Genomic DNA, 21,649 nt, shown 5'->3' with positions numbered 1-21,649 from the left:
GAGTGAGAAACGCAAAACCAAAAAAATATAATGGGAAGTAACGACGAGTACTTTCTATCAGGATGATAATATGAAACTTATGATTATGCGTCACGGTGAGGCGGAACATTACGCCGCGAGTGATGCAGAGAGAGCCCTTACCCAAAACGGTCGTACGACGTCAGTTGCTGTAGCGCGAGCTTGTAATGAGCAAGGCATCATCGAGATCGACAAGGTATTAGTGAGCCCTTACCTTAGAGCCCAACAAACTTGGCAGGAAATTTCTGGTTGTTTCAAAGCCCAAGCGGTAGAAACAAGCGAAGACATAACCCCTTATGGTGAGTCTGAACAGTTATTTGAGTACCTATCTGCACGTATAGAGCTAGAAAACATCGAATCATTACTTTTGGTGTCACATCTACCATTGGTCGGATATTTGACGGCGGAATTTGTAAAAGATATCGCACCACCTATGTTCCCGACATCGGGTATGATCTGCATCGATTACGACCCTATCTCCCGTAGTGGCGAAATTTTATGGAATGTTCACTCATAATTTTTCCCTAAAGACTTACCGCATAAGCCATTTAATTGACATAGTTCATGGACTAAAACTTGCATGCTGTTGGTAAGTCTTTCTAATTTCGCGACAATGTACCCACTGAATTTATGAAGTTTACTCTGCCTTTTTCGGATAGATTACCCTCTATTCCTCAAAGAAGCATGCCTGCCATTGGCGCTCCGGTTATGGTTCTCTCAACGTTGGCGATGGTGGTTCTACCCATCCCAGCGTTTTTGCTCGACCTTTTCTTTACCTTTAACATCGCCTTATCCATGGTGGTTTTATTAGTAACAGTTTACACACGTCGACCGCTTGATTTTGCAGCCTTTCCAACTGTATTGCTTATCGCGACTTTGCTACGTTTGGCGCTGAACGTTGCCTCAACTCGTGTGGTACTACTCTATGGTCACGAGGGCTCTGGTGCTGCGGGTAACGTTATCGAAGCATTTGGTAACGTAGTTATCGGCGGTAACTATGCGGTTGGTTTGGTGGTGTTTTTGATCTTGATGATCATTAACTTCATGGTCGTAACCAAAGGTGCCGGGCGTATTTCAGAAGTGAGTGCGCGATTTACGTTGGATGCTTTACCAGGTAAACAGATGGCGATTGACGCTGATTTGAATGCGGGTTTGATTGACCAAGAACAAGCGCGTACCCGTCGTCAGGAAGTAACCAAAGAAGCGGATTTTTACGGTTCAATGGATGGTGCTTCTAAATTCGTAAAAGGCGATGCGATTGCCGGTATTTTAATTCTATTCATTAACATCATCGGTGGCTTGGCCATCGGTATGGTTCAATACGATTTAGCATTCTCTCAAGCTCTGCAAATTTATATCTTGCTGACGATTGGTGACGGTCTGGTTGCTCAAATTCCATCGCTTTTGTTGTCGATTGGAGCAGCAATCATGGTTACTCGTCAAAATACTGATGAAGATATGGGGCAAGTCGTTGTCTTCCAGCTATTTGATAACCCTAAGGCGCTCATGATCACCGCGATCATTTTGGGCATTATGGGTATTGTGCCGGGTATGCCGCACTTTTCATTCTTATCTTTAGCCATGGTAGCTGGTGGTGCGGCTTACTGGATTCATCGTAAGCAACAGAAAGCGTCAGAAGCTCCCAGTCTTCCTGTTACTCGAGAGACTGAAGCCCCAACACCGAAAGAATTGTCATGGGATGATGTACAGCCAGTCGATATTATCGGTCTGGAAGTGGGTTATCGTCTGATTCCATTAGTCGATAGGGATCAGGGTGGAGAACTTCTAGAGCGAGTTAAAGGGGTTCGGAAAAAACTGTCTCAAGATTTTGGTTTTCTTATTCCAGCGGTACACATTAGAGACAACCTCGAACTGACACCAAATAGCTACCGAATCACTTTAATGGGGGTTGCGGTTGGTGAAGCTGAAATCCGTCCAGACATGGAACTGGCAATCAACCCGGGGCAAGTGTATGGCTTGATTGATGGTGAACAAACCATCGATCCTGCATTTGGTTTGGAAGCAGTTTGGATCCGAGAAGATAACCGAGAACATGCTCAAGCACTAGGTTATACCGTAGTGGATTCTTCTACCGTGTTAGCGACCCACATGAGTCAACTACTCACGAACAATGCTTCTCAGCTTATAGGCCATGAAGAGGTACAAAACTTATTAGAAATGTTAGCTCGTAGTGCGCCGAAATTGGTGGAGAGTTTTGTTCCTGATCAACTGCCTTTAGGCTGTGTTGTAAAAGTTTTACAAAACTTGCTCAACGAAGCGGTCCCGATCCGAGATATTCGAACCATTGTACAAACGTTGTCCGAATATTCGAGTAAGAGTCAAGAACCTGACATCCTAACAGCGGCAGCTCGGATCTCCCTTAAGCGACTTATTGTTCAAGAAATCAATGGCATAGAGCCAGAATTGCCCGTGATAACCTTGATTCCTGAGTTGGAACAAATATTGCATCAAACAATGCAAGCGTCCGGTGGGGAATCGGCTGGTATCGAGCCAGGTTTAGCAGAGCGAATGCAAGCATCCTTGAGTCGTGCAACTCAAGAGCAAGAGCTAAAAGGCGAACCTGCAGTCTTACTGACGTCAGGCGTATTGCGTTCAACGTTGGCTCGATTTGTAAAAAATACGATTCCTTCCCTGCGAGTACTCTCTTATCAAGAGATACCAGATGAAAAACAAATACGCATCGTACAGGCTGTAGGAAACTGATACGTTGCGTTGAATGACGGATGTTAACCTTTGAAGATAAAACGATTTTTTGCCAAAGATATGCGCATGGCTCTACTCCAAGTTAAAGAGGAGTTAGGGTCGGATGCCGTGATCATGTCTAATAAAAAAGTCGCGGGTGGCGTAGAAATAGTTGCGGCCGTGGATGGCGAAAGTGCCCCAGCTCGGCTAACAACCAATTATAACTCGCAACCTCGAACCGCTCATACTCAGGTATCACCTCGCCTTGCTCAGTCAACGAATCAACGTCAGTTGGACGATGATCGGGTGAGCTTGCAGGCCAGTGGCGATTCCGGGCGTTCAATGACTAAACGTTTTGCCAACATGCTCAAACACTACAGTTCGGGGCGTGGTGAACATGATGTTGAAGAGCCTGTTCAAGATGATTCTCTTGCGGCATTGCTCAAGCGTCAATCGAACGCTCGCCATGACCGCAGTGATAGACCACAAAACGATAGACAACTCAGCGATGTGCAAGTTAAAGATGACTCGCCTCTTGCTCGTTTGATTGCAGAAGATCGTCGAATTGATCGACCAGCACCAAGATTAGACCCATCTCGTTATGAGCGTGGCAGCAAAGAAAGAGCGCCAGTTCAGAACGAAGAATTGGAAGACATGCGCGAAGAAATGACCTCAATCCGACGACTCTTGGAGCACCAGGTCTCAGGTTTGATGTGGCAAGAAGTTGAACGACGTGAACCGTTGCGTGCAATGCTAATTAAGCGTTTGGAACGAATGGGCGTATCAGCAGAGCTTGCTGATCAGTTAGCGTGTTATATCCCAGAAGACACTCCGCCAACTAAGGCGTGGAAAGCATTACTGGGGCTTGTTGCTGATCAAATCCCAATTTCAAGAGTCGATATATTAAAACGCGGTGGAGTTGTTGCTCTGCTAGGTCCTACCGGTGTAGGAAAAACCACGACTGTTGCAAAATTGGCTGCACGCGCTGCGATGGAGTTCGGTGCAGACAATGTGGCATTGGTGACAACTGATACTTACCGTATTGGCGCCCACGAGCAGCTCGCAATTTATGGTCGAATTATGGGGTGTCCGGTAAAAGTAGCTAAAGATTCTGATGAATTGGCCGAAGTAATATATCAGCTACGTAATCGCCGTTTAGTGTTAGTGGACACAGCAGGTATGGGACAACGTGATGTTCGATTGTCTGAACAACTGGATACCTTGATGCACGATAGCGGAGAAGTTATCCATAGTTACTTAGTATTGCCGGCGACAGCTCAACGAAAAGTGTTACAAGAAACAATCGAACATTTTAAACGTATCCCTCTTTCTGGATGCATTATGACTAAGCTGGATGAATCATTGAGTTTGGGCGAGTTTGTCAGTGTAGTGGTACAAAATGCCCTACCAGTGGCTTACATCGCAAATGGTCAACGAGTTCCAGAAGATATCGTGATAGCGCAACCAAAATACATGGTCGCAAAAGCGAACGAATTACTAGAGAAATCGGCGGATGATGAACCACACTACTGGAATAGTGAATCTGAAAGGTTCTAAGCGGCGGACGATGATGACAAATAATATGATACAAGATCAAGCAAGCGGACTACGCCGCTTAACACAGCCATCATTGACTAAGGTTATTTCGGTAACTGGCGGCAAAGGTGGTGTGGGGAAATCGAATGTGACTTTGGGTCTAGCGATCTGTATGGCTCGCCAAGGTAAAAAAGTCATGGTACTGGATGCCGATTTGGGATTAGCAAACATCGATGTGATGCTAGGAATTCGTCCAAAACGTAACCTAGGTCATGTGTTGGCTGGTGAGTGTGACTTACCCGATGCAATCGTCGAAGGACCTTACGGAATTAAGATCATCCCAGCAACGTCAGGCACTCAGTCGATGACAGAATTGACTCACGCTCAACATGTTGGATTGATTCGTGCTTTCGGCAGTCTTGAAGATGAAATGGATGTTCTGTTGGTTGATACTGCAGCTGGGATATCTGATATGGTGATCAGCTTTTCACGCGCCGCGCAAGACGTGGTTGTCGTGGTATGTGATGAACCCACATCGATAACTGATGCATATGCTCTAATCAAGCTTTTGAGTAAAGAGCATCAAGTACAACGTTTTAAAATCGTTGCAAATATGGTTCGAAGCTATCGAGAGGGCCGAGAATTGTTTGCAAAATTGACCTTAGTCACAGAGAGATTCTTAAATGTGAGCCTTGAGCTCGTAGCCTGTATCCCTTTAGATGATAAGGTTCGCCAAGCGGTTAAAAAGCAAAAAATTGTTGTAGATGCATTCCCTCGCTCACCTGCGGCTTTGGCCATCGGTTCACTGGCAAACAAAGCACTCACTTGGCCTATACCTAAAACACCAAGTGGACATCTGGAATTTTTCGTAGAACGTCTACTAAACCGAGTAGACAATGTAGATATAGAGGGACCATTTGGTGAATAAGGCACTGACCTATGACCAATATGCGAATCACAACAGCCAGAAAGTATTTTTAGAAAAATACTCTGTGTTGGTAAAGCGTATTGCTCATCATTTGTTAGGACGCCTACCACCAAGTGTACAAGTTGATGACTTAATTCAGTCAGGAATGATTGGCCTTCTTGAAGCACAAAAGAACTATGATGGCAGTAAGGGCGCGAGTTTCGAAACCTATGCGGGTATTCGAATTCGCGGCGCAATGCTGGATGATATCCGCAGAGGAGATTGGGTTCCTCGTTCCGTTCATAAACACAGTCGCGAAATCAGTCACGCTATTTCTGTGCTGGAAGGTGAATTAAACCGAGATCCGACTGATAGCGAAGTAGCTCAATTTCTTGAGCTAAGTTTGGACCAATATCATCGAGCGTTAACTGACATAAACTGTTCACGTTTGGTCGGCATTGAAGACCTCGGAGTATCCGAAGATGTTATTACTTCGGAAGAGGATAGCGAAGAGAATACACCGTTTAAGGGAGTTGCTGATGAAATGTTTCGCAAGGCATTGATTGATTCGATAAAATCACTGCCAGAGCGTGAAGCATTGGTGCTCTCTCTTTATTACGATGAAGAATTAAATTTGAAAGAAATCGGTGAAGTTATTGGGGTCAGCGAATCTCGCGTAAGCCAAATACTAAGCCAATCAATGCAGCGTCTACGAGTTAAGCTTAGCGCGTGGACAAATAATGACTAAGACACTGATATAGAACTCAGTGGAGGCTATTTTGAATAAAAACATGAAAATCCTTATTGTTGACGATTTCTCAACAATGCGCCGTATTGTTAAAAACCTACTTCGCGATTTGGGTTTCAATAACACCCAAGAAGCCGATGATGGCTTAACCGCACTCCCAATGCTTAAAAAAGGTGGATTTGACTTTGTAGTGACTGACTGGAATATGCCAGGCATGCAAGGTATCGACCTATTGAAACACATCCGTGCTGATGCTGATTTAAAACACTTGCCAGTTTTGATGATCACAGCTGAAGCGAAACGTGAACAAATTATCGAAGCGGCGCAAGCGGGCGTAAACGGTTACATCGTTAAGCCATTTACGGCAGCGACGTTAAAAGAAAAATTAGACAAAATTTTTGACCGCTTATAGTCATTGCTTTGACTCAAGTGCCAGTTGACTAAAGGCTAATTTAGGATGATTTCATTAGAACAAGCAAAACAACTTGTCGAATTATTGGAGCAAGGAAGACAAGATGATGCTGATCGTCTTGTCATTCAAATCGCAGATTCTCCAGATAATCCGGTGTTAAAGGAAGTCGGCGAACTTACGCGCGATCTGCATGAGTCACTCAAGCAGTTCAGTCTTGATACGCGTATGAACCAGATCGCAAATGACGAAATTCCTGATGCCCGTGATCGCCTTCAATATGTTATTGAGAAAACAGAGGATGCGGCGAATCGTACGATGGACGCTGTCGATCGTTGTATGCCGATTGCTGACAATCTACATGAGGGATTGCTGCAAGTTCGCCCACAATGGAATGAATTGATGCGTGGTCGCATTGAACTCGCTGAGTTTAAAGCGTTGTGCCATCGTATCGATGAGATGCTTGGACATGTCGAGGGCAATAGTAGTGAGTTGCGAGGTCAACTTACTGATATTTTGATGGCACAAGATTTCCAAGACTTAACGGGTCAAATCATTCGAAGAGTCATTACGTTAGTCAATGAAGTAGAGACGCGTTTAGTTGAAATTCTGACCGTTTTCAGCACCAATCAACGAGCAGAGCCGACAAACAACAATAAGAAAGCATCTACAGACCCGGAGGGACCGATTTTGAACCCTCTTGAGCGCGAGGATGCGGTTTCATCACAAGACGAAGTCGATGACTTACTCTCAAGTCTTGGGTTTTAGAGGTTACTTATGAGCTACGATTTAGACGAAGATATTCTTCAGGACTTTTTAGTCGAGGCGGGTGAAATTCTAGAGCTGCTATCCGAGCAGTTAGTTGAACTAGAAAACAACCCAGATGACCGCGATCTTCTTAACGCTATTTTCCGCGGGTTTCATACTGTAAAAGGTGGTGCTGGCTTCTTGGCATTGACTGAGTTAGTCGACACTTGTCATGGTGCGGAAAACGTTTTTGATACGTTGAGAAATGGTCAACGTTCCGTAGATGCGGGTTTGATGGATACGATGTTATCTGCTCTTGATACTGTCAACGAACAGTTTCGAGCTGTACAAAATCAAGAACCATTAACGCCAGCGGAGCATAGCTTACTGAATGAGCTTCATCGTTTAAGTCGTCCAGCTTCTGAAGATGTGCCAGAAATGCCAGCGCCAGTTGTTGTAGAACCAATTATGGATCTTTCAGAGCCTCAAGGCTCAGTTGAGGATCAAGATGCTCAAACGGCTGCAAATTCAATCGATGAGATAACCCAAGATGAATTTGAAAAATTGCTTGATGAATTACATGGTAAGGGAAGCTCTCCGAGTGGAAAAGCCACACCAGCTCCAGTAGAAAGTGCACCACAAAGCACACCGATGGAAATGGGCGGAGATATTACCGATGATGAATTTGAAAAGTTACTTGATGAACTTCATGGTATAGGTAAGGCTCCGGGGAAAAATATTCCTGTTGAACCTACTCCTGTCGTCGCGCCAGTTTCAACTCCAGCGACATCGAGTTTTTCATCGTTAGATGAAGATCTGATGACCGATGAAGAATTTGAAAAATTATTGGATGAGTTGCATGGTTCAGGCAAAGGGCCATCTGTAGAAGAACTGGAAATGGCGACTAAGCCTGCAGTTCAAACGATGTCTCCTGTAACTGAACCTATTACGGCCCCTACCGTTGTGGCGCCAGAACCAGCACCAGTTGCTCCGGTATCGGCTCCTAAACCACCGGTAAAGAAAGAAGCATCAGCGCCAGCGAAAAAATCTCAAGCAGAAGCGACGGTACGTGTTGATACATCGACGCTCGATACCATTATGAATATGGTCGGTGAGTTGGTATTGGTTCGTAACCGATTATTGAGCCTTGGTCTTAACAGCAATGATGAAGAGATGTCGAAAGCGGTCTCTAACCTTGATGTTGTAACGGCTGACCTACAAGGCGCAGTAATGAAAACGCGTATGCAACCAATTAAGAAAGTTTTTGGTCGCTTCCCTCGCGTAGTTCGAGATCTTGCTCGTAGCCTCAATAAGGATATTAATCTTGAAATGCGTGGTGAAGAGACAGACCTTGATAAAAACTTGGTTGAAGCACTTGCGGATCCATTGATTCACTTGGTACGAAATTCTGTTGACCATGGTATTGAAATGCCAGAAGACCGCGTGAAAGCGGGTAAATCTCGTACAGGTAAAGTGATTCTTTCTGCTGCGCAAGAGGGAGACCATATTCAGCTTGCGATCGTTGATGATGGCGGCGGTATGGACCCGAATAAACTACGGGGTATTGCCGTTAAGCGTGGAATGATGGATGAAGATGCCGCATCACGTTTAACCGACAAAGAGTGTTTTAACCTGATTTTTGCGCCAGGGTTTTCAAGCAAAGAAAAGATTTCAGACATTTCAGGACGTGGCGTAGGTATGGATGTTGTTAAAACCGCCATTAACACGCTGAATGGCTCGATTGATATCGATTCTGAAATGGGTAAAGGAACCCAAATAACCATCAAAGTTCCTCTTACATTGGCTATTTTGCCAACACTTATGGTTGGCGTTGCCGGACATCCATTTGCTTTACCGCTGGCGAGTGTAAATGAAATTTTCCACCTCGATTTAAGTCGAACCAATGTGGTTGATGGTCAGTTAACGATCATCGTACGTGATAAATCTTTACCACTATTCTATTTACAAAACTGGCTTGCACCACAAGCTGGGAAAGTCGAACTTCGTAAAGGACATGGTCATGTTGTTATTGTTCAGATCGGTAGCCAACGTGTTGGTTTTGTTGTAGATACATTGATCGGGCAAGAAGAAGTGGTGATCAAGCCGCTTGATAATCTACTACAAGGTACACCGGGTATGGCAGGTGCAACGATTACTAGTGATGGTCATATTGCTCTGATTCTTGATGTTCCAGATTTGCTAAAGCAATACGCAGCTGCGTCTCGCATTTAAGTCGTTGATAATAAAAAAGGAAACACATGGCGATTAGAGTTTTGGTCGTAGACGATTCAAGTTTTTTCCKCCGTCGAGTGAGTGAAATCATTAACTCTGACGCTCGGTTAGAAGTGATTGATGTCGCAATGAATGGTAAAGAAGCGGTTGAAAAAGCACTGCTTCTAAAGCCAGACGTGATTACTATGGATATAGAAATGCCAGTCATGGACGGTATTACCGCTGTTCGTGAAATCATGGCTAAAATGCCTATTCCTATTCTCATGTTCTCTTCACTGACTCATGATGGCGCGAAAGCAACGCTAGATGCGTTAGAAGCTGGTGCGTTGGACTTTTTACCAAAGAAATTTGAAGACATCGCTCGAAATCGCGATGAAGCGGTCCTGTTGTTACAACAACGCGTTCTACAAATCGCTTCTCGACGTGCTTTTGTGCGTCGAACGCCGATTTCTGCGCGAACGACAACGACAGCGATGCCAACCACCTCTCGAGTTGCTCCAATTGCACGTCCTTTACGTACCACTCCAAGTGCTACAGCAACAGCGCCTCAGTCGATAGCGAGCACTTCAAGCATTGGCAGTCGTTTTAAGCCAAGTGGCAAAAAGTATCAGTTGACGGCTATTGGAACCTCAACGGGTGGACCTGTTGCTCTACAAAAGATACTAACCAATTTACCGGTTAACTATCCTCATCCGATTGTGCTGATTCAACACATGCCAGCCACTTTTACCGCCGCATTTGCAAGTCGACTAAATTCACTGTGTAAAATCGAAGTGAGAGAAGCGCAAGATGGTGACATGCTTAAACCCGGTGTGGCTTATTTAGCGCCTGGTGGTAAACAAATGATGTTGGATGGTCGTCCTGGTTCTGCTCGATTGAGAATTATCGATGGTGGTGAGCGCATGAATTATAAGCCTTGCGTGGACGTAACATTTGGTAGTGCTGCGAAAGTTTATGGCGATAAAGTATTGTCAATGATCTTAACTGGCATGGGAGCCGATGGTCGTGAAGGGGCTCGTATGTTAAAGAGTGCTGGTGCGACGATTTGGGCTCAAGATGAAGAAAGTTGTGTGGTGTATGGTATGCCTCAAGCCGTAGCGAAAGCTGGGATTTCGACTGAAGATCTGCCATTAGAGCGCATTGCCGAGCGTATGTTAGTTGAAGTTGGTCTAGCATAGAGGAAGTGCGATGATAGTTTGGAGTATCGCCAACCAAAAAGGTGGTGTGGGGAAAACAACCACAACCATTACTTTAGCGGGTTTATTAAGCCAGCAGGGAAAGCGTGTCTTGCTTGTGGATACCGATCCGCATGGCTCACTGACAACCTATTTAGGTTTTGATTCGGATCATGTGCCTAAAAGTTTATTCGATCTTTTTCAGTTACGTGAGTTTACCGAGACGACAGTAAATCCTGTCATCATGACGACAAATATTGAGGGGATTGATTTAATTCCCGCACATATGTCGCTGGCGACGCTTGACCGAGTAATGGGCAATCGCAGCGGAATGGGGCTAATCTTAAAGCGCGCTCTGCTGGTGTTGAGAGAGAACTATGATTACGTTCTTATCGATTGCCCACCGATTCTTGGAGTCATGATGGTGAATGCGTTAGCAGCAAGCGATCGTATTCTTATTCCAGTACAGACTGAGTTCTTAGCCATGAAAGGGCTAGAGCGTATGGTCCGCACTTTGGCGATAATGCAAAAATCACGAAATCGTTCATTTAAGGTGACGATTGTTCCTACAATGTACGATAAACGCACTAAAGCTTCGTTACAAACATTGCAACAACTTAAGCGAGATTATCCGGATGAGGTGTGGTCTTCTGCCGTGCCAATTGATACTAAATTCCGTGATGCGAGCTTAAAGCATTTACCTGTTTCTCATTTTGCGTCAGGTAGCCGTGGTGTGTTTGCTTATAAGCAGCTATTAATTCACTTAGAAAGGTTAGCGATCAATGAGTGAGCGGAGCATTCTATCCGGTGAACAAGCACTCGATGATTATTTTGCCTCTTTGTTAGATGAGCAACTTCCATTTGACGAAGATATCGTCGAGACAGTTGAACCAACTATCGAACATAAGCAATCGTTCCATTCTGAAGTTGAGCTTCAGGCTAAAGTAGAGTGCGAGGCCGAGGTTGTTTCTTATTCAAACGAGTCGTCATCGTATGCCGCAGACTTTGAACTGAAGCCACAACTGGTTGAAAGCGACTATTCTGTTCAGTATCCAACCGCTTTAGTCGATATAGAGGTACCTAACCTTCAAGATGTAGAGCGTTTGCTAAAGCAGCTTGAATCTTCGAATCCCGTAGAGGAATCGCAGATTGAAGAAATGATGCAACAAAATACTGCTAAACTCGCAGCGGAAAAAGTGCATGTGCCCGTTGTGACAGAGCTTGATGATGAAATTCAAGACTGGGTGATAGAGGAAAGTGATTCTGTTTTGTCACTTGATCAGCAGGTTCAACTAGACACGATTGATAATGCACCAGCGGAAGTGGTTGAAATCGTGCCACCTAAACCGTTGGAAGCGGTCGAGACGACTATTGCTCATGAAGTTAGCACAGCATCCGAACTTAAAACGCTTTCTCATGAAACTGAGGCTGATAGTTGGGTATCGACTCAACGTTCGCAAGCTTTTCAGGTGTTGTATTTTGATGTGAATGGCGTTCTATTCGCAGTTCCGCTTGATGAGCTTGGCGGTATTCATCGTCTTGGTGAACTCAGCCATTTGATTGGCCGCCCTGCATGGTATTTAGGCTTACAGTCAAGTCGCGAAGCCCAGTTGGACGTCGTCGACACAGCAAAATGGGTGATGGCGGACAAATTGAAAGATGATACCTACAAGGACGAATACCAATATATCGTCATGTTAGGTGAAAGTAAGTGGGGCCTTGCATCTACGCAACTGAAAGGCACCGAATTATTACATACCGATAGCGTTCGTTGGCGCGAAATGGCAGGGAAGCGTCCTTGGCTTGCCGGTATGGTAAAAGAAAAAATGTGCGCTCTGATCCATGTTGAAGCATTAATCACTATGCTCAGCGCTGGACTTGATGTAAAAGCATTAAACAAATAGCAAGTGATGCCAATTTAAAGGCTTAGAGAGGTAAAGGTATGTCTCATACTAGTGAACTGGACGTAAGAAAAGACCAAATGAATGACGAAGTGCTTCAGTGGGTGACGTTCCAGTTGGAAGAAGAAACTTACGGTATCAATGTAATGCAGGTGCGTGAAGTACTGCGTTATACAGAAATTGCGCCTGTACCTGGTGCTCCTGATTATGTTTTGGGTATCATCAACTTGCGTGGAAACGTAGTTACAGTTATTGACACTCGTTCACGTTTTGGTCTAGTTGAAGGTGAAATTACGGATAATACACGCATTATCGTTATTGAATCTGAGCACCAAGTGATTGGTATCTTGGTGGATAGTGTTGCCGAAGTGGTTTACTTGCGTTCATCTGAAATTGATACCACGCCAAGTGTTGGTACTGATGAAAGTACGAAATTTATTCAAGGTGTAAGTAACCGCGAGGGCAAATTGCTGATCTTGGTTGACCTGAATAAACTGCTAAGTGATGACGAATGGGATGAGATGGCTCACCTGTAATGGACATTAGCTTAATGACCAGTGCTCCAGTCCTTGCTGGAGTTAGCGTATTACTGTTTCTATTGTTGCTAATGAGCGTTTTTCGTATTAATCGAAAGTCTCAATTAGTAAGTGATCAATTGCGCCAACAAAACCGCCAGTTGAGTAATGAACTTCAGAAAAGCAGCAAGCAGTTGTTAGAAGTTCGTTCTGTAGTGGTGGGGCTTGGTCAGCGAGTGAATGAGCAACATGACATTATGCAGCATTTGACCGAACGTATTTCCGAGCTTGAACAGGCGGATGGTGATGGTCGAATGTATTCAAGGGCTAGCAAAATGGTACAACTTGGCGCGGATATTAATGAACTTATCCAAGAATGCGAGTTACCAAAAGCGGAAGCTGAATTGATGATGTCTTTGCAAAATAAACTGACCGGCAAAGAAAAAATTCCACCATTAGGCGCAATGCCTGAGCGAAGCGCTCAGCGTAGGACTCCGATCCGAAATCCGATAAAACGTTAATAGAATCGAAGGGATGCATTGAGCATCCCTTTTTTTATGATCCAATGTAGCCAGATTTGAGTAATTAATAAAAAATACAGCAATATATTAACAGATTCTTACGTAGTTTCGTGACTCGTAAAGGTGTAACACTATGTCGTCAAAAAATGTCTGTGGTAATATAGCCGCTCAATTCCCGCTTAGTGATCACTCATGTTACAAGTAAAACAACTTACAGCCATAAGAGATGAAAGAATACTGTTTGAATCTCTGTCCTTTACTGTCAATTGTGGTGAATTAGTGCAAGTTGAAGGTCGTAATGGTACCGGAAAAACCACATTACTCAGGATTATTGCAGGTTTAGGCGATAGAGATGACGGTGATGTACTTTGGAATGATGAAAGCGTTGAATCTAATCGGGAAGCATTTCATCAAGATTTACTCTTTCTTGGCCACCAAACCGGAGTCAAAAGAGAGCTTACAGCCTATGAGAACTTAAGGTTTCATCTTAGTGTTCATAGCAAAATAAAACATAGTAAAGATGCTATTTACAACGCATTGATTAAAGTGGGCTTAGCGGGTAGAGAAGATGTCCCAGCAGGGCAGTTATCAGCTGGACAACAAAGACGGGTAGCATTGGCTCGTTTATGGCTCAGCGACCATAAGTTATGGATTTTAGATGAACCTTTGACCGCAATTGATAAACAAGGCGTGAAAGTGTTGGAATCATTATTTTTAGAACATGCGGATAAAGGTGGCATTGTGATGCTCACTACGCATCAAGACATGTTTGCTGACAATTTAAAATTAAGAAAAATCAAACTAGGTAATTAATCATGTTGTCAGTAATGAGTAGTGTCATTCGTAGAGAATTGCTAATCGCGTTTAGACGACAAGCGGACATTTTTAACCCACTGTGGTTTTTCATCATAGTGATTACCTTGTTCCCATTGAGTATTGGGCCCGAGCCGAATCTATTGGCGCGAATTGCAGCGGGTATTGTTTGGGTGGCGGCTTTATTAGCCGCTTTGCTCTCATTGGAACGCTTGTTTAGAGATGACTTCCAAGATGGCTCGCTAGAGCAAATGATGCTCATGCCAGTTCCGCTTTCGGTTGTGGTTATTTCCAAAGTGGTCGCTCATTGGTTATTGACCGGGCTACCTCTGTTACTCATTAGCCCATTACTAGCGGTATTGCTGTCATTAGATTTTAATACTTGGTTAGCGGTTGTACTGACATTGGTCTTGGGTACACCGACATTAAGCTTTATCGGCGCGATTGGTGTGGCTCTGACTGTTGGTTTGCAAAAAGGGGGCGTTTTATTGAGTTTGCTAGTATTGCCGCTTTACATCCCAATCCTAATCTTTGCGACTTCCGCGATTGATGCGGCTTCATTAGGGATGGCATACAACGGACAATTAGCAATTCTAGGCGCGATGTTAATGGGTTCAATGACATTAACACCATTTGCAATTAGTGCCGCATTACGAGTAAGTGTGAATTAATTGTGTTTGATCAAGTAACAAGTTTTTTCTTTATATAAATTACAACACGAAGACTGTCGCACCTTAATTGCGTGCAAGACATTGCGAAGCAAAAGTGAGAATAAAATATGTGGAAATGGCTCCATCCATACGCGAAGCCTGAGTCAGCTTACCAGCTGTGCGGTAAGTTGCTACCGTGGTTTTCGATACTAGCATTACTGTGCTTGTCTGCCGGGACAGTATGGGGGTTAGCGTATGCACCATCAGATTATCAGCAAGGGGACAGCTTTAGAATTATCTATATTCATGTGCCATCTGCTATTTGGTCGATGGGTGTATATATGTCTATGGCGATTGCCGCATTTATCGGATTAGTTTGGCAAGTTAGATTATCGAGCATGGCAGCTTCTGCTATGGCTCCTATTGGCGCTGTGTATACCTTTATTGCGTTACTTACTGGCGCAATTTGGGGAAAACCTATGTGGGGCGCTTGGTGGGTATGGGATGCTCGCCTAACATCAGAACTGATTCTTTTATTCCTCTATTTAGGTGTAATTGCGCTGTACAACGCATTTGATGATCAGAAAACAGCCGCTAAAGCTGCGGGTATTCTGGCTATTGTCGGCGTTGTGAACCTACCGATTATTCACTTCTCTGTTGAATGGTGGAACACACTCCACCAAGGCGCCACCATTACTAAGTTCGACAAACCATCAATTTCGAACGACATGCTTTGGCCCTTACTTCTGAATATTTTTGGTTTCGCATTCTTCTTCGGTTCAGTCACGATGCTGCGTTTGCGAAATGAAATCATCAGTAAAGAAAGCCATCGACCTTGGGTCATGAAGTTGGCGTCTGAACAAGCTCGTAGAGGTAACTAAGTTATGCATTTTGAATCGTTTAGTGATTTCTTAGCGATGGGTGGCTACGCCGGTTACGTCTGGGCCGCTTTTGGTATTACTTTTGGAGTAATGATTGGAATATTGGTGATTAGCCTAAGACAGGGCAAAACGCTAATGAATGAAGTCGTGGCAAAAATAGACCGCCAAGCTAGAATTGACGCCGCAAAAAATTTGGAGAATACGCTATGAACCCAAGACGTAAAAAGAGGCTCGGCATTGTGCTGGCGATCTTTATTGGTATTAGTGCCACGGTCGGTTTAATGCTCTATGCATTAAGCCAAAACATGGATTTATTTTATACCCCAACTGAGATCGTCAACGGTAAAGATGATGGAAGTAAACCTTACGTAGGTCAGCGTTTACGAATTGGCGGTATGGTTGTTCCTGGCACAGTTAAGCGTGATCCTGATTCACTACTCGTTTCGTTTGATCTTAATGATGTTGGTCCTAAAGTGACCATCGTTTATGAGGGAATCTTACCGGACTTATTCCGTGAGGGGCAGGGTATCGTTGCTCAAGGTGTACTGAAAGATGCTACGACTATCGAAGCATTTGAAGTGTTAGCGAAGCATGATGAAGAGTACATGCCGCCAGAAGTTGCCGAAGCAATGAAGAAGACTCACCAACCTCTTGAATACTCACAAGAACAAAAACAAGGAAGCGGTCAATGATTGCTGAAATTGGCCATTTTGCCATGATCGTGTCGCTGGCCATGGCTGTGCTGTTAAGCATATTGCCTTTGGTTGGCGCTTCAAAAAACAACATCATGTTGATGAATACTGCAAGACCTCTGTCTTGGGGTATGTTCCTGATGTTAATGGTTTCATTTTGTATTTTATTATGGGCTTTCTATAGTAACGATTTCACACTTGATTACGTCGCTAATAACTCGAATAGCCAACTTCCATGGTATTACCGATTAACAGCGGTATGGGGGGCTCACGAGGGCTCGTTACTACTATGGGTGCTGATTCAAGCTGGTTGGACCGTCGCAGTTGCTACTTTTAGCCGAGGCATGCCGCAAGAATCAGTTGCTCGTGTTTTAGCTGTGATGGGGATGATCAGTGTTGGTTTCCTACTGTTCATTATTGTGACTTCAAACCCATTCTTACGCACACTACCTTTCTTCCCTGTTGATGGGCGTGACCTTAACCCATTACTTCAAGACCCGGGTCTGATTATCCACCCGCCAATGCTGTACATGGGCTACGTAGGTTTCTCTGTTGCATTCTCGTTTGCAATAGCATCACTAATGACTGGTCGTTTAGATACAGCATGGGCTCGTTGGTCTCGTCCTTGGACAACCGCTGCTTGGGCATTCCTAACATTGGGTATCGCACTAGGTTCATGGTGGGCTTATTACGAACTTGGCTGGGGTGGCTGGTGGTTCTGGGATCCAGTAGAAAACGCTTCGTTTATGCCTTGGTTAGCGGGTACGGCATTGATGCACTCGTTAGCAGTAACAGAGAAACGCGGTACCTTTAAAGCTTGGACAGTGTTATTGGCTATCTCTGCGTTCTCTTTAAGTTTGCTTGGTACTTTCTTAGTTCGTTCAGGCATCTTGGTTTCGGTTCACGCTTTTGCCTCTGATCCATCTCGCGGGATGTTTATTCTAGGTTTCCTAGTCTTTGTTATCGGCGGTTCATTACTGCTGTTTGCATTAAAAGGTTCTTCGGTTCGCGTTCGTGGCAACTTTGACTTGGTATCACGTGAAAATGCTCTGTTGGGCAACAACATCCTAATCATTGCAGCATTAGTGGTTGTTTTGGTCGGTACGTTACTGCCGTTGGTTCACAAACAAATTGGTTTGGGCTCGGTTTCTATCGGTGCGCCATTCTTTGACATGCTGTTTGCTTGGCTAATGATCCCATTTTCATTCCTATTGGGTATTGGTCCACTAATCCGCTGGAAACGCGATGAGCTCTCTAGTTTAACTAAGCCTTTAATTATCTCAGGTGTGCTATCACTTGTTCTTGCTGGCTTGTTTAACTTTATATTCTCTGATCGATTTGTCTTCATGACCTTCCTAGGTTGGTTAATGGCGATGTGGATCGTTTGTTTACACGCTTATGAGTTACACCAGCGCGCAACACATCGTCATACATTTATGGTTGGCGTTCGCAAGCTTCAACGTAGCCATTGGGCGATGATGCTTGGGCATATCGGTCTTGCGGTTTCAATTATTGGTATCGCAATGGTTCAGACTCACAGTATTGAACGCGATGTGAGACTTGCTCCTGGTGAGCATTTCCAAATGATGGATTATGATTTCTATTTCTCAGGTGTAAGAGATAAAGATGGCCCGAACTATGACGGCTACATCGCAGATTTCACCATCACTCGTGATGGTAAATTCATCAATACGCTACATGCAGAGAAACGTTTTTATAGCACTGCTCGTTCGATGATGACTGAAGCGGCTATCGATAGCGGCGTGACTCGTGACTTGTACATCGCCCTTGGCGAACGCTTAGGCGATAACAAATCGTGGGCAGTACGTATGTACTACAAACCATTTGTAAACTGGATTTGGGCGGGTGCATTTTTGATGGCGATTGGTGGTGCAGTATCTATTAGTGATAAACGCTACCGTTTCAGAAAAACCGACAAGAAGCAGGAGGCCTAAATAATGAAGAAATCTCTATTTATTCCACTGATTGTCTTTTTAGGCCTAGTTGCAATTTTTGCGACTCAATTGGTTAAGAATTCAGAGGGCGATGATCCAACAAAACTTGAATCAGTTTTAGTTGGTAAAACAGTCCCTGAGTTCCACTTAGAAGATTTAGCGGAACCAGGTAAGGTTTACGATCAGGCTATTTTTAAAGGTGAACCATTGTTGCTCAATGTATGGGCAACCTGGTGCCCAACCTGTTATGCAGAGCACCAATACTTAAATCAACTTGCTGGTCAGGGCGTTAAAATTATCGGCCTGAACTATAAAGATCAGCGTGATAAAGCGGTGGGTTGGTTGAACGACTTAGGTAATCCGTATTTGATCAGCTTATTTGATGGCAATGGGATGCTTGGTCTTGATTTAGGTGTCTATGGAGCCCCTGAAACATTTTTGATTGACGCAAATGGTGTGATTCGCTATCGCCATGTGGGGGATGTGAACCCTCGTAATTGGAGCGAAAAACTAAAGCCAATGTACGATCAGTTGATTGAGGAAGCGAAGCAATGAAAAAGCTAATGTTAGCCCTTATTGCCTCTCTAACATTTTCTATGGTAGCGAGCGCTGCCATAGAGGTGTATGAGTTTGATAGTGTTGAGCAAGAACAGCAATTCAAAGACTTGGGTAATACCTTGCGCTGTCCTAAGTGTCAAAATAACACCATCGCAGATTCAAATGCAGAGCTTGCACAAGACTTGCGTCATAAAGTGTATGAAATGACAAAGCAGGGCAAATCAGAAGACGAAATCGTCGATTACATGATTGCTCGTTATGGTAACTTTGTGACTTACAATCCTCCTTTGACGCCATTAACCTCAATACTATGGCTAGGGCCTCTGGCCGTGGTTGTTATTGGGTTTGGTTTTATCATTGTTCGTAGCCGACGCAACAAAAAAGCGAAATTGGCTGAGGCAAATTGGGATTCGAGTAAAGAAGATCGCTTTAACGCCTTACTTGACGAAAAGAATGACGGAGACAAGCAATAATGACGTTATTTTGGATAGCTTCGATCATTCTCATAGTGATGAGTATTGTTTTGATTGCATTGCCAATCATTAACAAAAAATCAAATCATGATGAAGCGTTGCGTGATGAGCTAAATAAAGCCCTTTATAAGGATCGTCTTTCAGAGTTGAAAGAGGAGACGGAAGAAGGTCTTGTTGAAAATCAGCAGGATTTAATCGCTGACCTAAAGCAGTCTCTATTGGATGACATCCCCAATGAGGCAGCGAAATCAGAAGAAACCAGCATTCATCCCCTTGCGGTATTGATACCGTCAGTGGTGCTAGTGGTTGCTCTATCTTATGGTATGTACGCGAAATTTGGTGCGGCTGATGCAGTTAAGCAGTGGCAAGATGTGAGTGGCAATTTACCAGCATTGTCGAAAAAGCTTATGTCGCCACAAAGTGGTGAACTGAGCACTGATGAGATGGAAGATCTAACTCTCGCACTACGTACCCGTCTGTACTATGAACCTAATGATTCAACAGGATGGTTGTTGTTAGGTCGAATTGCATTAGCAAACCGCGACGTAACTACTGCAATCGGCTCTATGAAAAAAGCCTATGAGTTGGATAACACAAACCAAGATATTCAATTGGGTTACGCACAAGCGTTGATGTTATCTCAAGACGATGTCGATCAAGATAAAGCTCGTTCATTGTTAGGTAACTTGATTCAGCATGACTATGTAGACATTCGTGTATTCTCATTGCTCGCTTTTGATGCGTACCAGCGTAAAGACTTTGATGCAGCCGTGCGTTATTGGAGCATTATGCAGCAAATGATCGGCCCGCAAGATGAGCGTTACGAAATGTTGTCACGCAGTATCGAAAACGCTCAGAAGCAAATGGGCGCAACGAGTATTAAAGGTACATCAGTACCGGTTACTATCTCATTGGCTGATCAAGTTAATACGACTGATGATGCTGTGGTGATTGTCTCAGTTCATACTGCAGATGGTTCACCAATGCCAGTTGCTGCAGCTCGTTATCCGCTAGGAACGTTCCCTCGTACTGTGGTATTAGATGATACAAACAGCATGATGCAAGGGCGAAAGTTGTCTCAGCTAGAGGAATATATCGTTCGAGTCCGTTTGGATAGTGATGGTAATGTCGCTACTAAAGATGGGGACTGGTTTGGTGAGAGCGAAACCGCTAAAATGGGTGAGCCAGTTGAAGTTATCGTTGATAAGCAGTATTAATCATTGTTGCTTATGAACGCTTGATAAAAGCCGGTGATTTTCACCGGTTTTTTTATGGAAATTATAATAATGAATAGCTCTAATTCTCGTATATGGATATCGTTATTGTCAGTGGCGTTATTAGCCGGTTGTGCCAGCGCGCCTGAAAAAAGTGACAATGACAACGAAAACCAAGCCGAAATAACAACGTCTCAAGTCTATGACCCGTTTGAAGGGTTTAACCGTTCAATGTGGGCAATTAATTATGATTACCTTGACCCATACCTAGTTCGCCCCGTTTCCCTCGCTTATGTCAATTACGTCCCTAGTCCGATTAGAACTGGAGTTGCCAACGTATTAGGAAACTTAGATGAACCATCTAGTATGGTGAATAACTTATTGATGGGAAATGGTCGACAAGCACTCGATAATTTTAACCGTTTCTGGATTAATACCGGCTTTGGTATTTTCGGCATCTTTGATATTGCCACAGCAGCTGGCATCAAGGATCAGGATGACCGCGCCTTTAGTGATGCAGTCGGGCACTATGGGGTAGGTAACGGCCCTTACGTCATGGTCCCAGGCTATGGTCCATGGACAGTACGTGAAAGTGTCGATGTCGTGGATGGTTTGTATGTACCGCTCTCTTATCTGAATATTTGGGCAGGTATTGGCAAATGGGCATTAGAGGGCATGGAAACTCGTGCAGCACTCGTGAACCAAGAAGCGCAACTCGAAAATTCGCCAGATCCATACGTGTTAACTCGTGATGTTTATCTTCAGCGCCAAGATTTTAAAGCTGAGGTGACAGGGGATGATTATGACGCGCAAGAGGAAGCGTATTTGGATGAGTATTTAGAGGACCTATAACTCTGTGTACTAACGTCGTACTTGACGTTGCTGTGTTGCTACAGTGATATGTTGTTGACTGCACTCTTTCACGCTAGTCACCATATTTTATGTATCGTTATCTATGCTCATAGGGATTCATTCGCTTGTCGCCTAGTAGCAACGCCAAT

General features: G+C 44.1%; 23 protein-coding genes. All 23 read left to right on the top strand.

What is annotated here, in order from left to right; translation table 11 throughout:
* The first annotated feature begins 70 nt into the window (after positions 1-70).
* The 23 genes from sixA to DZ860_RS06170 all read left to right on the top strand — a co-directional run bounded on the left by sixA (position 71) and on the right by DZ860_RS06170 (position 21,500).
* Entirely contained in the window at positions 71-535 is a 465-nt protein-coding gene (gene sixA, locus DZ860_RS06280) for a phosphohistidine phosphatase SixA (protein WP_120030064.1), read from the top strand.
* Positions 536-648: 113 nt separating this feature from the next.
* On the top strand, positions 649-2,742 hold the full coding sequence (gene flhA, locus DZ860_RS06275) for a flagellar biosynthesis protein FlhA (protein WP_120030063.1): 2,094 nt from the start codon (positions 649-651) through the stop codon (positions 2,740-2,742).
* A gap of 30 nt (positions 2,743-2,772) precedes the next feature.
* Positions 2,773-4,278, top strand: a complete 1,506-nt coding sequence (gene flhF, locus DZ860_RS06270) for a flagellar biosynthesis GTPase FlhF (RefSeq protein ID WP_120030062.1) — start codon at positions 2,773-2,775, stop codon at positions 4,276-4,278.
* Between the two features lie 13 nt (positions 4,279-4,291).
* Positions 4,292-5,185: a MinD/ParA family protein gene (locus DZ860_RS06265; RefSeq protein ID WP_120030100.1), complete on the top strand. Its 894-nt coding sequence runs from the start codon at positions 4,292-4,294 to the stop codon at positions 5,183-5,185.
* On the top strand, positions 5,178-5,912 hold the full coding sequence (locus DZ860_RS06260; protein ID WP_120030061.1) for an RNA polymerase sigma factor FliA: 735 nt from the start codon (positions 5,178-5,180) through the stop codon (positions 5,910-5,912). The genes DZ860_RS06265 and DZ860_RS06260 overlap by 8 nt, the downstream gene beginning before the upstream one ends.
* Positions 5,913-5,955: 43 nt before the next feature.
* Positions 5,956-6,324: a chemotaxis response regulator CheY gene (gene cheY, locus DZ860_RS06255; protein WP_120030060.1), complete on the top strand. Its 369-nt coding sequence runs from the start codon at positions 5,956-5,958 to the stop codon at positions 6,322-6,324.
* 45 nt (positions 6,325-6,369) lie between these two features.
* The gene (locus tag DZ860_RS06250; protein WP_120030059.1) at positions 6,370-7,089 is read left to right on the top strand and encodes a protein phosphatase CheZ; all 720 of its coding nucleotides are present in this window, start codon (positions 6,370-6,372) and stop codon (positions 7,087-7,089) included.
* Positions 7,090-7,098: 9 nt separating this feature from the next.
* Entirely contained in the window at positions 7,099-9,300 is a 2,202-nt protein-coding gene (locus DZ860_RS06245) for a chemotaxis protein CheA (RefSeq protein WP_120030058.1), read from the top strand.
* A 26-nt stretch (positions 9,301-9,326) separates the two neighbouring features.
* Entirely contained in the window at positions 9,327-10,478 is a 1,152-nt protein-coding gene (locus DZ860_RS06240) for a protein-glutamate methylesterase/protein-glutamine glutaminase (protein ID WP_120030057.1), read from the top strand.
* A 10-nt stretch (positions 10,479-10,488) separates the two neighbouring features.
* Positions 10,489-11,265, top strand: coding sequence for a ParA family protein (locus DZ860_RS06235; RefSeq protein ID WP_120030056.1), 777 nt, complete (start codon positions 10,489-10,491; stop codon positions 11,263-11,265).
* Positions 11,258-12,379, top strand: a complete 1,122-nt coding sequence (locus DZ860_RS06230) for a chemotaxis protein CheW (RefSeq protein WP_120030055.1) — start codon at positions 11,258-11,260, stop codon at positions 12,377-12,379. The genes DZ860_RS06235 and DZ860_RS06230 overlap by 8 nt, the downstream gene beginning before the upstream one ends.
* A 38-nt stretch (positions 12,380-12,417) precedes the next feature.
* The gene (locus tag DZ860_RS06225; protein ID WP_120030054.1) at positions 12,418-12,912 is read left to right on the top strand and encodes a chemotaxis protein CheW; all 495 of its coding nucleotides are present in this window, start codon (positions 12,418-12,420) and stop codon (positions 12,910-12,912) included.
* Positions 12,912-13,412 carry a DUF2802 domain-containing protein gene (locus DZ860_RS06220; protein ID WP_120030053.1) on the top strand — a complete coding sequence of 167 codons (501 nt, stop codon included), beginning with the start codon at positions 12,912-12,914 and terminating at the stop codon, positions 13,410-13,412. The genes DZ860_RS06225 and DZ860_RS06220 overlap by 1 nt, the downstream gene beginning before the upstream one ends.
* A 192-nt stretch (positions 13,413-13,604) precedes the next feature.
* A complete protein-coding gene (ccmA, locus tag DZ860_RS06215) occupies positions 13,605-14,225 on the top strand; it encodes a cytochrome c biogenesis heme-transporting ATPase CcmA (protein WP_120030052.1) in 621 nt (206 codons plus the stop codon).
* 2 nt (positions 14,226-14,227) lie between these two features.
* Entirely contained in the window at positions 14,228-14,896 is a 669-nt protein-coding gene (gene ccmB, locus DZ860_RS06210; RefSeq protein WP_120030051.1) for a heme exporter protein CcmB, read from the top strand.
* A gap of 107 nt (positions 14,897-15,003) precedes the next feature.
* Positions 15,004-15,756: a heme ABC transporter permease gene (locus DZ860_RS06205; protein ID WP_120030050.1), complete on the top strand. Its 753-nt coding sequence runs from the start codon at positions 15,004-15,006 to the stop codon at positions 15,754-15,756.
* A 3-nt stretch (positions 15,757-15,759) separates the two neighbouring features.
* Complete coding sequence (gene ccmD, locus DZ860_RS06200; protein WP_120030049.1) at positions 15,760-15,966, top strand: heme exporter protein CcmD; 207 nt, start codon at positions 15,760-15,762, stop codon at positions 15,964-15,966.
* Positions 15,963-16,448, top strand: a complete 486-nt coding sequence (gene ccmE, locus DZ860_RS06195) for a cytochrome c maturation protein CcmE (protein ID WP_120030048.1) — start codon at positions 15,963-15,965, stop codon at positions 16,446-16,448. The genes ccmD and ccmE overlap by 4 nt, the downstream gene beginning before the upstream one ends.
* Entirely contained in the window at positions 16,445-18,403 is a 1,959-nt protein-coding gene (locus tag DZ860_RS06190) for a heme lyase CcmF/NrfE family subunit (protein WP_120030047.1), read from the top strand. The genes ccmE and DZ860_RS06190 overlap by 4 nt, the downstream gene beginning before the upstream one ends.
* Positions 18,404-18,958: a DsbE family thiol:disulfide interchange protein gene (locus DZ860_RS06185; RefSeq protein WP_120030046.1), complete on the top strand. Its 555-nt coding sequence runs from the start codon at positions 18,404-18,406 to the stop codon at positions 18,956-18,958. It begins immediately after the preceding gene.
* Positions 18,955-19,434, top strand: a complete 480-nt coding sequence (locus DZ860_RS06180; protein WP_120030045.1) for a cytochrome c-type biogenesis protein — start codon at positions 18,955-18,957, stop codon at positions 19,432-19,434. The genes DZ860_RS06185 and DZ860_RS06180 overlap by 4 nt, the downstream gene beginning before the upstream one ends.
* Positions 19,434-20,651, top strand: coding sequence for a c-type cytochrome biogenesis protein CcmI (ccmI, locus tag DZ860_RS06175; protein ID WP_120030044.1), 1,218 nt, complete (start codon positions 19,434-19,436; stop codon positions 20,649-20,651). Before DZ860_RS06180 ends, ccmI begins: the two co-directional genes overlap by 1 nt.
* Positions 20,652-20,720: 69 nt before the next feature.
* Positions 20,721-21,500 carry an MlaA family lipoprotein gene (locus tag DZ860_RS06170; protein ID WP_120030043.1) on the top strand — a complete coding sequence of 260 codons (780 nt, stop codon included), beginning with the start codon at positions 20,721-20,723 and terminating at the stop codon, positions 21,498-21,500.
* The last annotated feature ends 149 nt before the right edge of the window (positions 21,501-21,649 follow it).

Origin of the sequence: Vibrio sinensis (assembly GCF_003605645.1) — a bacterium.
Lineage (GTDB): Bacteria > Pseudomonadota > Gammaproteobacteria > Enterobacterales > Vibrionaceae > Vibrio > Vibrio sinensis.
The sequence above is the reverse complement of the archived record's forward strand: the minus strand, read 5'-3'. Positions and strand labels throughout refer to the sequence as shown.

What these genes read in the sequence shown, in the direction of transcription:
- DZ860_RS06265 (WP_120030100.1), top strand. Translation starts at nt 4,292, where the DNA reads ATGACAAATAATATGATACAAGATCAAGCAAGCGGACTACGCCGCTTA.
- ccmE (WP_120030048.1), top strand. Translation starts at nt 15,963, where the DNA reads ATGAACCCAAGACGTAAAAAGAGGCTCGGCATTGTGCTGGCGATCTTT.
- ccmD (WP_120030049.1), top strand. Translation starts at nt 15,760, where the DNA reads ATGCATTTTGAATCGTTTAGTGATTTCTTAGCGATGGGTGGCTACGCC.
- DZ860_RS06225 (WP_120030054.1), top strand. Translation starts at nt 12,418, where the DNA reads ATGTCTCATACTAGTGAACTGGACGTAAGAAAAGACCAAATGAATGAC.
- DZ860_RS06245 (WP_120030058.1), top strand. Translation starts at nt 7,099, where the DNA reads ATGAGCTACGATTTAGACGAAGATATTCTTCAGGACTTTTTAGTCGAG.
- flhA (WP_120030063.1), top strand. Translation starts at nt 649, where the DNA reads ATGAAGTTTACTCTGCCTTTTTCGGATAGATTACCCTCTATTCCTCAA.
- DZ860_RS06220 (WP_120030053.1), top strand. Translation starts at nt 12,912, where the DNA reads ATGGACATTAGCTTAATGACCAGTGCTCCAGTCCTTGCTGGAGTTAGC.
- DZ860_RS06170 (WP_120030043.1), top strand. Translation starts at nt 20,721, where the DNA reads ATGAATAGCTCTAATTCTCGTATATGGATATCGTTATTGTCAGTGGCG.
- ccmI (WP_120030044.1), top strand. Translation starts at nt 19,434, where the DNA reads ATGACGTTATTTTGGATAGCTTCGATCATTCTCATAGTGATGAGTATT.
- ccmB (WP_120030051.1), top strand. Translation starts at nt 14,228, where the DNA reads ATGTTGTCAGTAATGAGTAGTGTCATTCGTAGAGAATTGCTAATCGCG.
- DZ860_RS06205 (WP_120030050.1), top strand. Translation starts at nt 15,004, where the DNA reads ATGTGGAAATGGCTCCATCCATACGCGAAGCCTGAGTCAGCTTACCAG.
- sixA (WP_120030064.1), top strand. Translation starts at nt 71, where the DNA reads ATGAAACTTATGATTATGCGTCACGGTGAGGCGGAACATTACGCCGCG.
- DZ860_RS06250 (WP_120030059.1), top strand. Translation starts at nt 6,370, where the DNA reads ATGATTTCATTAGAACAAGCAAAACAACTTGTCGAATTATTGGAGCAA.
- DZ860_RS06180 (WP_120030045.1), top strand. Translation starts at nt 18,955, where the DNA reads ATGAAAAAGCTAATGTTAGCCCTTATTGCCTCTCTAACATTTTCTATG.
- DZ860_RS06190 (WP_120030047.1), top strand. Translation starts at nt 16,445, where the DNA reads ATGATTGCTGAAATTGGCCATTTTGCCATGATCGTGTCGCTGGCCATG.
- ccmA (WP_120030052.1), top strand. Translation starts at nt 13,605, where the DNA reads ATGTTACAAGTAAAACAACTTACAGCCATAAGAGATGAAAGAATACTG.
- DZ860_RS06230 (WP_120030055.1), top strand. Translation starts at nt 11,258, where the DNA reads ATGAGTGAGCGGAGCATTCTATCCGGTGAACAAGCACTCGATGATTAT.
- DZ860_RS06235 (WP_120030056.1), top strand. Translation starts at nt 10,489, where the DNA reads ATGATAGTTTGGAGTATCGCCAACCAAAAAGGTGGTGTGGGGAAAACA.
- cheY (WP_120030060.1), top strand. Translation starts at nt 5,956, where the DNA reads ATGAAAATCCTTATTGTTGACGATTTCTCAACAATGCGCCGTATTGTT.